This window comes from Legionella nautarum (assembly GCF_001467895.1).
GTDB classification, from domain to species: Bacteria; Pseudomonadota; Gammaproteobacteria; order Legionellales; family Legionellaceae; genus Tatlockia; species Tatlockia nautarum.
Genome location: NZ_LNYO01000024.1, coordinates 49,295 through 62,818 on the forward strand (window position 1 = coordinate 49,295; position 13,524 = coordinate 62,818).

Consider the following 13,524-nt stretch of genomic DNA (forward strand, 5'->3'; position numbering starts at 1 on the left):
GGCTTTATGTCTGGAACTGGTTTGCCACAATGGCTAACAAATCAAGTCGATATTTTAACTAACATAGCGAATAATTTGTTACCTGTTGAGCGACTAATAACAGGAGCAGCATATTTAATTGGCTTAGCTTTCGCTTTTAAAGCGATCTATACTTTGAAATCTTATGGGGAATCCCGCACGATGATGTCGTCGAGTTCGAACATCAAAGAACCTATCATTTATTTGATCGTTGCGGGTATATTTATCTATTTCCCCACAGGTTTAGCTATCATGTTGCAGACTACTTTTGGTTCTTCAAGTATCTTACAATATGCGCCCGTGAATAGTAATAATCAAATGATTAGCGGGATGTTTGGCAGTGGCAGTCTTGTTGGAAGACCTTTAGCGATTATAATACAGACTATTGGTGTCATCGCTTTTGTAAGAGGTTGGATTCTCATTGCACGATCTGCCTCACAAGGACAGCCTCCGGGTGGTACAGGAAAGGGCTTGGTGCATGTTTTTGGTGGAATTTTAGCCATGAACATTGTCGCCACACTAGAAATCATCAATAATACGTTATATGGTACAGGTTAATAGTCTTTATACAAAAGGAGAGAGAACAGTGAAAATGCCGTTAAAAGTAAAGCGCCGATTAGAGCGCTTGCTAACATGGGTTGCTTGCTTTAGCTTGATGGCCGTAGCCGGTGAAGTGGCGGCTTCGACAAGTCTTGGTACGATGGCATCAAGTATAACGTCTTCGTTTACCAGCGTGGCTAAATTAATTACAGCGGGATCTTACTTGGCGGGCCTAGGTTTTTCTATTGGTGCAATCATGAAGTTTAAGCAGCATAAAGATAACCCCACCCAAATCCAAATCGGTACGCCAATTGCGTTAGTTTTCATAGCAGCAGCCTTATTATTCCTACCATCAATTCTAGGTGTTGCTGGACAAACTATGTTTGGAACTAGTGGTTCTGTTGCTGGTCCTTCAGGTACAATCTTTGGTAGTTAATAGTTGGGAGGCGAGCTATTTGCCTCCGCTATTTATTAATAGTGTTTTGTAATATTTTACTAAGGTTTTTTGCTAATTTGTGAGCATATTTAATGGCTGTTAAAGAGCAAAATAGGTTGAAGCTCGTTGCTAGCCCGGGTTCATGGCGTTTATATTCAGCCAGAAAAGCGGACGAGCGCTTCAAAGGTTACGAACTTAAGGTATTCCAGAGGGATAGGTATACCTGCCAATTTTGTGGATTTCAGGCAAGATTATTTCAAGAGGTAGTTAATCTTGATCATGACTTCACGAATAATAAATTAGCTAACTTAGCAACTGCATGTTGCTTTTGTGCCCAATGCTTTTTTATTGAATCGGTGGGTGTGGGTGGTTATGGCGGCGGCACTTTAGTCTACCTGCCTGAGCTTAGCCAAACCGAGTTAAATAGTTTATGCCATGTGCTTTTTTGTGCTATTACGAATGATACTGGCTATAAAAATAGTGCACAAAATATTTATCGAAGTTTTAAATTTCGTTCGCAGCTAGTTGAAGAAAAATATGGTGAAGGGACTAGTGATCCGGCTATATTTGGCCAGTTAATCATTGACTCAGGGGTCACTTCAACTGAGGTTTCTGACAAATTATTTAAGGATGTTCGATTATTACCTTCAAGGGCTAAGTTTCGTAAGCAAATCGAACGTTGGGCTGCGAGTGCACTAGAGGAGATAACCGAGAGCAAAGCCTAGATAATTATGAATTAGTAGGAAATGATATGGGAAAATGGGCAGATTCATTTTTTGAAGGTGTTGACACTTTTTTTGCCTGGCTAAGTACTTCTCTTAAACAGACAACAGAGTCTTATTGTGATTTGGAAACCGCCGACAGCCCGACTGTTTTGGTTAATCATGATGGTTCTTTAGTTTCCATTATAAAAATTGAAGGGGTAACAGCGCTTGCCGGTGCCGAAGAGTTTGAGCGACTGGTTGAAGGGTTAAGCAATGCTTTTCAGGCCGCTATGGGGCGACCAGGTCACGCTTTGCAAGTGCATTTTAGTCATGATAAACAAAATATCAGAAAAGTTATTCAAGACATTTATTCACCCGCTGAAGCAACTGCAAAGCGACTAGAACTCAATTTAGATGACTTATTTCATGAGCGTGTAGGCTTTCTGGCGCAGTATTGTGCGGAAGAACGTCTATATTTTGCTTTATTTACTAGGCCCTTCAATCTACCGCAAGAGCAACTCAAGGCTGCTAATAAAGCTAAGATAAAAATGCTCAAGGACAAAAAAGCGCCGGCATTTAAAAATAGTCAAACCATCTTTGCGGCTATTCCTGAATTACGCGATACACACGATGCTTATGTGCGCTCCATCCTTAATGATCTTGATGCTTTAAATATCTATGCGAGATTAATGAATGTTCATGATGCTGTTCATGCAATACGGATGACAGCTGATCCTGATTTTACGGCTGATGATTGGCGTGCTAGCCTCCCAGGCGATAAAATCTTACCGCGTGAAATAGATAGCTTTAATGGTGATCCCTCCGACTTACTTTGGCCTTCTCTAGCAAAACAGATTATTCCTAGGGATGGGGAGATTTTGGACTTAAGAACAGTTAGAGTGGGTAACAAAATCTATTCCTCTGTCTTTATTGATTTATTTCCAAAAGATATTCGGCCTTTTATTACTTTATTTTCGCGTATCTTACCGTCACATATCCCCTGGCGAATTTCTTTTTTTCTTGAGAGTGAAGGTTTAAACACCATAAAGTTAAAAGGGTTGCTTTCTGCTATTTTAAGTTTCTCTTCAGCACAAAACCGCTTGATCAGTGACTCTGTGAATTTGCTCAAATATTTACAGCTCAATACGGATGATGCCATTATCCGTTTGCGTGTTGTAGCGGCGACTTGGGCTCCTGAAGGTGAGCTTCCTTTGTTGCGTCGTCGTAGTTCAGAGTTGGTTAAAGCCATTCAGGGTTGGGGTTCAACAGATGTTTCTGAAATTTGTGGCGATGCTTTCGCCGGTTTCGTTTCAAGTATGTTGGCTACCACTCAGAATAGTGCTGCGGTACCCTCAGTCGCTCCTTTATCCGATGTGATTTCCATGTTACCCATCACGCGACCAGCCTCACCCTGGGAGCATGGCGCTTTACTTTTCCGCTCCCCCGACGGTAAGCCTTGGCCTTTTCAACCTGGTTCAACCCAACAAACGACCTGGATTGATCTAGTATATGCGCGCCCAGGTTCTGGTAAATCAGTGTTATCCAATGCCTTAAATTTAGCACTTTGCCTCTCTGGTGGATTAACGCGTCTACCGCGAATTGCGATTATCGATATTGGCCCATCAAGTAGCGGCTTGATTTCACTTCTTAAAGAAGCGCTGCCAGCATCCAAAAGGCATTTGGTAGCTTATCATCGTTTAAGGATGACGCCAGAGTATTCTATTAATCCCTTCGATACTCAGTTAGGATGCCGTTACCCTACGGCGACAGAACGTTCATTTTTGGTTAACTTTTTAACCTTGTTGACGACTCCCCTCGGTGCTGCTAAGCCCTACGATGGTATGCCTGATTTGGCAGGGATGGTTGTTGATGAATTATATAAAAGCTTAGCGGATGAATATAATCCAACCCCTTATGCACCTGGGGTGGAAGAATTTATTGACAGTATCTTAGAAGAAATTGGTTTTGTGAGGGATTCAAAATCCACGTGGTGGGAAGTAACCGATTCTCTCTATTCAGCAGGCTTTGCTCATGAGGCGATGCTGGCTCAGCGTTATGCTATGCCTTTATTAGCTGATGCAGCGTCCATTTGCCGTACTCCTTCTATTGAGGATTTGTACGAGAAAGTAACTGCACCGACCGGAGAGTCCTTAATCAATGCGTTTTCACGGATGATTTCTGGAGCTGTACGCGAATATTCAATTTTGTCTCGAGTAACCAGCTTTGATATAGGTGATGCGCGTGTGGTATCGCTTGACTTAGACGAAGTGGCTAAAAGTGGGGGGGATGCCGCCGATCGTCAAACATCAGTGATGTATATGTTGGCTCGGTATGTCCTCGCTCGACATTATTACTTAACGGAAGAAAGTGTAAGTAATATGCCGGAGCAATATAGGGAATATCATAAAGAGCGAATTCTAGAGATAAGAGAAGATCCCAAACGTATTGTTTATGATGAATTCCACCGAACAGCCAAATCCAAAGCGGTTCGCGATCAAGTTATTATTGATATGCGGGAAGGACGTAAGTGGAAAGTGCAAATTGCATTACTTTCTCAATCCGTTGATGACTTTGATCCGGTAATGATCGATTTTAGTACTGCTATCTACGTGATGGATGCCGGTCCTTCACAGGCAGTGGAGAAAACTGCTCAGATTTTCGGTCTATCAAGCACAGCCAAAGTCGCTTTGCGTACACGAGTCCATGGTCCACGCCAAGGTGGGGCAACTTTTCTTGTACAATATGCAACTAAAAATGGGGTTAACGTCCAATTATTAACCCTGACGCTGGGGCCGGTTGAGTTATGGGCTTTTAGTACCACGGCGGAAGACGCGACAGTGCGGAATCAATTATACCGTCATTTAGGGCCTGGAGAAGCCAGAAGGTTGCTCGCTGCTTTGTTCCCTAACGGATCCATAGCAAAAGAAATTGAAACGCGTTTAGCGTCTATGAAAATGGAAACCGGGCTTATCGAGGAAGATGCAAAGGCATCTGTTGTGTCGCAATTAGTGAGTGATATTCTCAATGCTTATGCGAAAGATCCGAATATAAAGATGTTGCCAGCAAAAATATAACCTAAAGGTTGCCCGAGTTGGCTCTCTGAGGCGAGATTCTCTCAATCTGCTGCTACGGGTAACATCCTGAGATAAATAACTTTTTAATGCTTTTGATATGACTCAGAAGCGGCAAAAACAGCACTAGGATACCCCACCTTAAGCGGGCATTGTTTCCTGTTGTATTTTTGTAATTAAATCTCTTCCAATTGAAGCTAAAATCTTCATATATACTTCAGGTTTTTTCTGATGTAGTCGATTAATTTGATCATGGCTCCATTCTAAGTAATGCACTGGGGTTTCCGCACGCACATCTGTAGACATTGGTTTTTTTGTTAAAAAGTGCATCTCACCGATAAAGAAGTAATCGGATAAGGTTGCTATTTTCTTAGAGTGTTTTTCTATAGCAACCGCTCCACTAAGTATCAATAATAAATGGTCTGTTGATTCTCCCTCATGACACAAAAATTCATTATTCTCTGCAGATTTATTATTCCCTAATTTAATAAAAGATAGAAATTCTCTAGGGGTCATATTATAGAATATTTTGTTATAAATCGGCTTCAGATCTTTAGGTAATATTATGGTGCTGTGTTCTAACAACAGACGTATAACTTGGACACCATTTACCAAAAAATAAAGCGAATTCATAATAATAATAATATTGATATGATACAGGAAGCCTGACAGAACGAATAAGGCACTCGAAACCATATATAAGGAACGTAATAATAAAATATTGGTTAAGAAAAATGATGAAATGCCAATAATTGAAGCTAAAAAATATAAGAGTTCATCCAACTTGATACCATGAATCATCACTATGTCCTTATCAACTCAGTCCTAATGGAAAAAACTTCCGACGCGTAATTGCTCGGGTTCTCAAACCCTAAAATCGAATGGATTCTTTTCCGATTGTAAAACACTTCAAGGTGCTCGAATAGAGTTAATTGAGACTCTTTTCTATTTGTATAAAAAACATAGATAGTTGTTTCGTGAAAAAAGCAATTTTATCTCAAAATTACTGGTTAATGGGATGCCTATCCCCAATAGTTTAAGACAATCCCCAAAAATCTATTACCTTGTATTGTCCACCAAACCATTCCAAATTGCTCATTGCGACTGTGTTTGAGTGGCCAATAGTATTGATTTATTATACCGGTTAAAAAATACTTTCCTAGACCATGTAACCTATTTGGAGCTATCTGGTAATTACAGGAAAAAGAATAGGAATTGTTATGCCAATCAAGAAAAAAAAGGCCGATGCAGAAAAATGGTATAAAAGCGGTCTAATTCATTTTAATGAAGGTCGTTTTGAAAAAGCCATTTTAGACTTTAATAAGGCAATAGATTTAAATTGTACCAATGCAGAATATTTTTTTTGTCGTGGTAATGCCTATAGAAAATTGGGTAATTTTTTAGCAGCTCGCAGAAATTATAAAAAAGCGACCTCAATAGACCCTAATCATTTCCCATCCTATACAAATTGGGCTTTAAGCTATACGAGAGCATATGAGGGTTTGAATGTAAACAGTCCTGTGCATGATCATTTTAAAATGGCTGACAAATGTTATAAAAAGGCGATTGAAATTAAACCAAGTTTTGTAGTGCCTTATTATAATTTAGGAAATATTTATTACAGAAATGGCGGCGATCTGAACGCAGCAAAGGCGTATTTTGACCAAGCAATTCAATACGACCCAAATCATGCATCAGCCTACAATAATCGTGGAAATGCTTATCTTGCTTTAGGAGAAAAAGATCTTGCTCTTGCAGATTATAATAAAGCAGTTGAGATCGATCCTTTTTGTATAGCTGCTTACATCAATCGCAGTAAAATCAATCTGGAAAAGGGTAATTATAAACTTGCATTGCAAGATATGCCTTTTATTACTGATGAAGATCTGCTTCGCACAATCGCAGAGAGAGCAAAAGAGCAGGACAATTTACCAGATATTGAAGCCCTCATTAAGAATGCGAGAAAACTAAATTTTCTCATAACAAAATATAAATTACAGCTTAACGAGGCAGAAGCTTTGTTGGCCATGCAAGAGAGCACTCGTACTTGGCTTTTACAAGGATGGTTGCAGCTTGTTACAGCTCATGATATTGATAACAATCGAGTTGATGTAAACAACAGGACCAATTTACCTGCGGAATTATGGGAATTCATTTCAATGTTTATGGTTGGACTTGATAGAAAGGGTACCTATAAAGTCCAGGATGTACTTAAACAACAGCTAAAGGATGGTTTTACTGAAAGACCATATAATAATGCTTCTTTCTTCAAAACCACCCCGCAAACGAGAGAACAGATTGACGCAGCTGAATCACGTTATCAGCGAAGGAATTGGTTTTAAGCTGATTAACCTCGTTAAAGTCCAAAGTCTTTTTTTCCTAACGCCACTCTAGAATAGCAATGACCCTATTCAAACACTCCGCCCTTCAACCGGCGTTGTTGCAAACTCTACTCTCGTCCCTACCTACCGCGGCTTGTCTGCGGTATCCAGGCGATCTTCTTCCATACTGAGATCTCTGGATCCCGAACAAGTCGCGGGACGTAGGGAGAGGGTTCAATCATGCAACAACGCCCCTTAACCTAAGCTCACTACTAAGCATTAGATATTACACACATAAATTGGGTAAACCCGGAAATAACTAACCGGCATAGAAACAAATTGTTATCTATAATTATTATAAATCTCCAAATACAAAAATAGCCTTTTTTAGAAAAGGATCAATTGATGCAATCAAAATACGAGGAGTTTCCTACACTACATTATATTTGGGTTGGCCCTCCTAATATATCTGGAGTGGGTGTGCCAGGCCATGATGTGGCCGGCCCGATAGAAATGGCTAAAGCTAACAAAAATAATCCCATCCATTTTTGGTGTTTATATGATCATCTTGAGCACTACAGTGTCAAATTCAAGGACTATCCGATAAAAGTTATTGCAATTGAACATCATATAAGAGATTGTTCTGAGGTTCGCGAGTTTCAATCGGAGACAGATTGTCTAATTGATATAATGCTAACCTGTTTGGATAAAACAAGAGATTCAATACGGGATAGAGTGACTGTTAAAGAGGCGTTTAGTCTGTTTTTACTCTATACAGTAGGTGGTTATACCCTTGATACCAATGTGATGCCAGATACAGATGAGATCAAACTTCCGAGTTATTTAACTTTTCATGCACCAGCGTTTATCGATAATCCTGTTAATCCAGATGACCTTGAATTTTGGATGCTTTATTCGCCTGCGAAAGAAAATATCCAATCTAAAGATCTCCTTGATAAATATTATAAAAAATGGATTAAGTCTGAGCAATATCGCAAGGAACACGGTGAGGATGCAAGATATTATGATTTAGCAGCAGCAATAATGCCTATTATAAACGTTTTTCGTCGAGGTGGAATGGAGCTCTGGATTGTTCCAGATTTGGATACCAATTTTATCAAAATAAAAGAGTTAGGCCTTATCAAATATTATAGTAATACACATAAATACAACTCACGTAAAATCTACAATCCAAGTCTATTTATTCATAAACAAGGTAGAGGAAGGGTGATGCATGAACTATTTTTAGCAGCGCAATCTTCCGATACTAATTTTCTTAGATCGTTAATAAAGTATGGTGCTGATGTCAATATGAGAGTTGCTAAAACAACGCCCTATTCTTACAAACAGGAGACAGCTTTACATATTGCGGTTTCAGGAGGTAATGTGCCCGCTGCTATTCTTTTATTGGAAGCGGGGGCTAACCCTGACTTATTAGCAACTTATCCAGGAGGTATAAAAAAAACGGCTCGCGATCTTATGTATGATAAGCCCGAGTTTTCTGAGGTATTAAAAAGTATTAATGCAACAGCTCCTTCTGTTGAAAAGAAAGATGAAGAGCTTGTTTCTAATCAGATTCTTGAGTTCAGGGACGCGGTTGAAAGAGATTGGAACCATGCTCTTCATTTATTGCAGGGCATAGCTAATACAAAACTCACTTCCTTTTTAAGATTAGCTAATCTGAGCGTTGAAAAGGGAAGCAAACTAGTCGATTTTGCCTTTGAAAATAATAATAGTGATTTAATTATTTCCCTAGCGCAAATTGACGGGCTATATTTTAGTAATGAGAATCCTGAGTATTTTAGTTCCCTGTTAGAAGGTATCTATCTTCTTAAAGACTACAAATTGTTATCTATCCCTTTTTTACGTGAAGCAATTATAAAAAATCCTGTTTATTCCCGACAGTTAGTAGCAAATACAATTTTTTTACAAAAAGAAGCTGTTCTACCGAACGATCTGATTACTAAAGTTTTAGCAGGTCATCCCGAATCAGCACTGCAATTACTCAACACATTAATCACACTAAAAGCTAACAATTTATTTCAAGATGATTTCCTGACAGCCGTGTTAACCTATCCTGAACATTCAACCAGCATTTGTGAGTCGATTATTAAATGGCAAATTGGAAACATGGATGAACAGGATTATTTTAGAAAATTGATACTGAGTAATATAAGTTTAATAGAAGATAATTTTGAGCAGCTTAATATCCTTGATGAACAAGGACTGCTCACCAGGTGGCTGGAAAAGGATGTGCGTTGTGCAATTAATAAATGTCCAGAACAAGCAACTAATTTGGCATCTATCTTAATAAAACTCGCCAAGGCGCAGAAACTAGAGGTATTTGCTACCTTGATTGATGGACCTAATCTGGATGAGCGGCTTTATGTCGGTTCCTTGTTGCATGAGTGCAATTTATTGGATCGAATAGCAGAAATTGATGAATACCATCTATTTGATCCAGAAAATACAGAACGTTTAATAGACGCTTTGAATTGTACCAGAATGAAAAGCCTGGCTGCAGAAGAAGAATTTGAAGAGGAGTTAGAGTTTGAATTTGAAGATCAAGAAGATTTTGAACAACTGATGCAAGCATTTTCAGAAAAAAGGCCATTTAAACTGGAATAAAAGCAAAGCTGGTATGCTTGTCATCTTCAATCCATCGCCTAAGTTACCTCTTGCTTAAGTACAAAACCCGCTAAAATCCCAGGACTGAAAGGATTAATTTGATTTTGTGTTTTCAGGACATAGCGTCCCGAATTGCCATTGACTTCAAACAAGATTTGTAAGCTTGAACTGTCATTACTATCAACCAAGACATTGACTTTCTGTAACATCTTAAAGAACGCCCAGGGGCCTGTTTCTTCCAGTTCGTAGTGGTTGCCTTCAATCGAATATAATACCAATTTCGCATTATTTTGTGGCCAATTGAATTGAGTGAAAGAATCTGAGCTTTGATTATCAGCTAATTTATTGGATCCAATAGTGAGCTCGAAGTTAGCAACAACAGGATCTAGATTGATTTTTTGTAAACTAAATTCAATCTTGCTTGTCTCGTTATTGTCTGGAAAGAACATATTAGAAATCACATTGGCACGTATCAATTCATTAGTGATATTGCTTGATATCGGCAATACATAGCCATTTAATTCTTTGGGTTGCCATTGCGGAATAGAAGTATCTAAGAAGGGTTTTATGTAAGCGTTTACAAAAGCGTTCAGTGTGCCATGGGGCGCAAAAAAATGATCAAAATCAGAAATACTCACTTCGCTCGCTTGTGCCGAATCAAGCGGATAGCGATTGGCGATTGTCATTTGATATTCGCGGTAAACGACCTGTTGCCATTGTCTGTTCAGATAGTTTTTACTTTCATTAATGAAAATAAACCAAGTGTCGTCGGCTAATTGTTTTGCCCAGGCTGCAATAGGCTCTGGTAGTTGGCGTGAGCGATTGTACAGCGTACTGAGTGGATCGGAGAGCGTGGCGCCTTGGAATCTTGATTTAGTCAATTCAAATACCGTTTTTCCTTGATCGTTAACTAAGGATAAAGTAGTTAAGAATTTTTCCAGTTCATTAATATTTTGCGTCAATTCATTGGTTGCCGAGGCACTCATTAAGTTGAGATTGGTGAATTGATTGGCAATTTTTTCATTGAATCGACTCGTATCGTTACTGACTTCGGGGCTGGTTTGCTGCTGAATAAGCTCAATAAGTTTGGCAATGGAGTTCGATTGATGCATGCTTAAAGTAAGCTGGCGTGCCTGCTGATAATCTTGATAATGCTGAGGTTTAGTATGGCGGATAAAATTTTGCCACCAAGTGACGTATTCAAAGCTATAAGCTTCTTCTAATAAAGCGGGTAAATTATCAAGATCTTGTCGCGCAAGAACCCAATTTTCATGTTGCAATTGTTGCGCAATTTTAGGCAGCTCAGTAGTAATTTCTTGGAAACCTTCTTTCGTATAAAACTTAGGTAAATCTTGTGTTGCTAAATCAAAGCCTGGGGCTGTAATTTTTTGTTTTTCTTGCGGTAGATGATTCTTCGCTAGTGAATAATAAAGATAAGTGGCGGGTAAGGCATTGAGATAATTACGCACATCACTGACTAATTGCCGATTAATAACTAGCGATTGGATAGGTTGCTTTAGCGCATTTTTGAGTAATACTAGCTCCTTATCAATATTTTTCTGCTGATTACGAGCTATCCAATATTGACTGAACCAATGAGTGATTTCTGCTTCGGAATAATGCTTGGGTTCTGCAAGCATTAAATAAATTTTTAAGGCTTCATAATGCGCCATTTGTGTCTGTGTTGGATCAGAAAGAATTTGTTCTAAATCCGCTATCAATTCTGGAATAAAATTATCATATAAACGATGTTTATTATTATTTTGTAACTGTGCTTTTAACTGCTCAATCGTAGGAACCGAAAAGAAATTGCTAGGAATTTGCTCCAATTTGGTCGTTGCCAATGAAAGATGATAGAGGGCCGAAGTTTTGTCATTTGCTTGGCCTAGCAGCGCTTCGTAAGTGAGTAACTCTTTGCTGGCCTCATCTAAAAGTTGAGTTGTTTTATAATGCTGACTGATAAGCCAGAGCAGTGTTAATCCAACGCCTCCAGCCGCGATACTGGCTAGCCATTTTTGCGAATTACTAATTTGTGGAATATAGCGTTTTGTTTGTTCTTGAAAAGCTTTTAACGCACCTTCAATAAAATAAGCGCGATAATTATTTGATTGCGGAAATTTATCTTGGATGGTTAAAGCATATTCATGTTGAATCTTTTTATTTAAACGATCAACACTCAAACCGCCTTGTTCAGCGCTAGTAAAATAGATCGCTTTTAAGCGAAAAAGTTGTAAGGGTAAATTCTGAATTAATGATTGAACCGGCATTCTTAAACTGGAGAGTTGCAGCGGAAATTCTCTAATTAAAGTGCGTTTGACGGTTGAACGGGCCGGATGCATTTTGTTAATAATTTGCTGGCCTAAAACCTCGAGCATTTGATCAAATTGTTGTCGGTAATTTTCCAGTAATTTCTTTCTTTGCTTAGCGTAATCTAGCGAAAAACCTAAAGGTTGGGTTAAATCACTCGGATGATCGGACTGAAAAAAATCACAAAATCCGGCGACCGCATCCAGTTTGGTAAATAAAAGGGCGGTGTCGACTGTGTAGCCTAAGCCTTGACCAAAGCGTTCAAGCAATTGAGCATGCGATTTACATTGTTCTAAAAGATGCACGGGTTCGGCGAGCAAGAATTCACTCGAATCGACACACAAAATAATTCCTGAAATTCTGACGCTTTTGTGACAGCGATTTAATTGTTTAAGCGTATAAGCAATTAAATTTTCAGTTTGATTAAGCCATGATTCGCCAAGTTCTAGAATCACCCCCTGTTGGTTATAAAAAAAATTCGCAGAGGTATCATTATCTACTGGATAGTGGGTTAAATTACTTTGCCTTAAGAGGGTCGTTTTGCCTTGATTTATTTTGCCGGTCATCAGTAAAAATGAAATGGCATTATGTTGAGGTTTTAAATGTCCGAGGATTTTTTTTAGCGCGTCACAAAGCGCGGTTAGCGATCTATCCATTAATCATCCAGTTTTGCAGTTACAGTATGCCCAAACTGGAATGTTTTAGCCTGTTTTTCTAAGAGAATTTGACTAGCAAAATAACTTGCGGCTAGTACAGCTAAGGCAATAGTAGAGACTGCAAACAAGGGTTTACGATTTTTAGGAAAACTCTCAACCCCTTTTTGCTCGTTGAATAGACGATGGGATTTATTAACGCGATGTTGCTTAATGAGTTGATACAACTCCTCAATTAAATTATCCAGAACTTGCCTGCCATCGGCGCGGCTATGTTGTTCGCCTTCGAAACCTGTAATTAGGCAATAATAAGCGAGTTCAAGGAGATCCAAATATTGATTGGGCCTTTGTTTGATGTAGTCAACAATGTCGAAGAATCGGCGTTGCGGACCTTTATCGTCTTGAGATGAAGGAGTAAACGCCTGAAATTCAGCGATTTTTCCATAGAGGCGAAGATAGTTTTTGCCAATCAATTCGTCAATGGTCGCGCAAAGTAGATAATGCGCGATGGCATCGAATTCTTCAGTGTAGGCTTTGCTATTTAAACGACTATGGAATGCGCGCAATTCATGTTCAATATTTTCGCGGATACTGTTGATTGGAGGAAGTGAAGGAGTGACATACAAACGCTCTAATAAGGATAATAATGGACCCGCTGCTGCGACCAACAGATTGGTCGTAAAAGGAGCAATAAATAATTTAGAGCGATAATAGCCTTGTGGCATTTTTTGAGTGCCAGGTAAAGATAGGGGGCTGACAAAAGAAGCCGAAATTTGCTCGGCAGCCATGGCTTTACTCCAAAGATGGTATTAAAATTATTATTTGCTGCATTTGTTTAATGCTCTT

9 protein-coding genes are annotated in these 13,524 nt (G+C 39.1%); 6 read left to right on the forward strand and 3 right to left on the reverse strand.

Going from position 1 to position 13,524, the window contains the following annotated elements; genetic code table 11:
* Positions 1 to 6: 6 nt before the first annotated feature.
* The 4 genes from Lnau_RS12085 (at position 7) to Lnau_RS12100 (ending at position 4,772) form a co-directional block, all read left to right on the forward strand.
* Entirely contained in the window at positions 7 to 576 is a 570-nt protein-coding gene (locus tag Lnau_RS12085) for a hypothetical protein (protein WP_058505409.1), read from the forward strand.
* Positions 577 to 673: 97 nt separating this feature from the next.
* The gene (locus Lnau_RS12090) at positions 674 to 994 is read left to right on the forward strand and encodes a type IV secretion protein IcmD (RefSeq protein ID WP_420795484.1); all 321 of its coding nucleotides are present in this window, start codon (positions 674 to 676) and stop codon (positions 992 to 994) included.
* Positions 995 to 1,086: 92 nt separating this feature from the next.
* The gene (gene icmJ, locus Lnau_RS12095) at positions 1,087 to 1,719 is read left to right on the forward strand and encodes a type IVB secretion system protein IcmJDotN (protein WP_058505410.1); all 633 of its coding nucleotides are present in this window, start codon (positions 1,087 to 1,089) and stop codon (positions 1,717 to 1,719) included.
* A 26-nt stretch (positions 1,720 to 1,745) separates the two neighbouring features.
* Positions 1,746 to 4,772, forward strand: a complete 3,027-nt coding sequence (locus Lnau_RS12100) for a type IV secretion protein IcmB (RefSeq protein WP_058505411.1) — start codon at positions 1,746 to 1,748, stop codon at positions 4,770 to 4,772.
* 138 nt (positions 4,773 to 4,910) lie between these two features.
* Here Lnau_RS12100 and Lnau_RS12105 read toward each other — a convergent pair whose 3' ends face one another.
* Complete coding sequence (locus Lnau_RS12105) at positions 4,911 to 5,570, reverse strand: Crp/Fnr family transcriptional regulator (protein WP_058505412.1); 660 nt, start codon at positions 5,568 to 5,570, stop codon at positions 4,911 to 4,913.
* Positions 5,571 to 5,989: 419 nt separating this feature from the next.
* Between Lnau_RS12105 and Lnau_RS12110 the strand changes: the two genes are divergently transcribed.
* Both Lnau_RS12110 and Lnau_RS12115 read left to right on the forward strand, forming a co-directional pair.
* Positions 5,990 to 7,111, forward strand: coding sequence for a tetratricopeptide repeat protein (locus Lnau_RS12110; protein ID WP_058505413.1), 1,122 nt, complete (start codon positions 5,990 to 5,992; stop codon positions 7,109 to 7,111).
* Positions 7,112 to 7,495: 384 nt separating this feature from the next.
* Entirely contained in the window at positions 7,496 to 9,718 is a 2,223-nt protein-coding gene (locus Lnau_RS12115) for an ankyrin repeat domain-containing protein (protein WP_058505414.1), read from the forward strand.
* A gap of 38 nt (positions 9,719 to 9,756) precedes the next feature.
* On the opposite strand, the gene icmF is transcribed toward Lnau_RS12115, so the two are convergent.
* Positions 9,757 to 12,681 carry a type IVB secretion system protein IcmF gene (gene icmF, locus Lnau_RS12120; RefSeq protein WP_058505415.1) on the reverse strand — a complete coding sequence of 975 codons (2,925 nt, stop codon included), beginning with the start codon at positions 12,679 to 12,681 and terminating at the stop codon, positions 9,757 to 9,759.
* Positions 12,681 to 13,466: a type IVB secretion system protein IcmH/DotU gene (gene icmH, locus Lnau_RS12125; RefSeq protein WP_058505416.1), complete on the reverse strand. Its 786-nt coding sequence runs from the start codon at positions 13,464 to 13,466 to the stop codon at positions 12,681 to 12,683. Before icmH ends, icmF begins: the two co-directional genes overlap by 1 nt.
* Positions 13,467 to 13,524: the final 58 nt, after the last annotated feature.

Bases quoted from the DNA above. Each gene is read 5' to 3' on its own strand.
- Lnau_RS12085 (WP_058505409.1), top strand. From the start codon at position 7: ATGTCTGGAACTGGTTTGCCACAATGGCTAACAAATCAAGTCGATATT.
- Lnau_RS12090 (WP_420795484.1), top strand. From the start codon at position 674: ATGGCCGTAGCCGGTGAAGTGGCGGCTTCGACAAGTCTTGGTACGATG.
- icmJ (WP_058505410.1), top strand. From the start codon at position 1,087: ATGGCTGTTAAAGAGCAAAATAGGTTGAAGCTCGTTGCTAGCCCGGGT.
- Lnau_RS12100 (WP_058505411.1), top strand. From the start codon at position 1,746: ATGGGAAAATGGGCAGATTCATTTTTTGAAGGTGTTGACACTTTTTTT.
- Lnau_RS12105 (WP_058505412.1), bottom strand. From the start codon at position 5,570: ATGATTCATGGTATCAAGTTGGATGAACTCTTATATTTTTTAGCTTCA.
- Lnau_RS12110 (WP_058505413.1), top strand. From the start codon at position 5,990: ATGCCAATCAAGAAAAAAAAGGCCGATGCAGAAAAATGGTATAAAAGC.
- Lnau_RS12115 (WP_058505414.1), top strand. From the start codon at position 7,496: ATGCAATCAAAATACGAGGAGTTTCCTACACTACATTATATTTGGGTT.
- icmF (WP_058505415.1), bottom strand. From the start codon at position 12,681: ATGGATAGATCGCTAACCGCGCTTTGTGACGCGCTAAAAAAAATCCTC.
- icmH (WP_058505416.1), bottom strand. From the start codon at position 13,466: ATGGCTGCCGAGCAAATTTCGGCTTCTTTTGTCAGCCCCCTATCTTTA.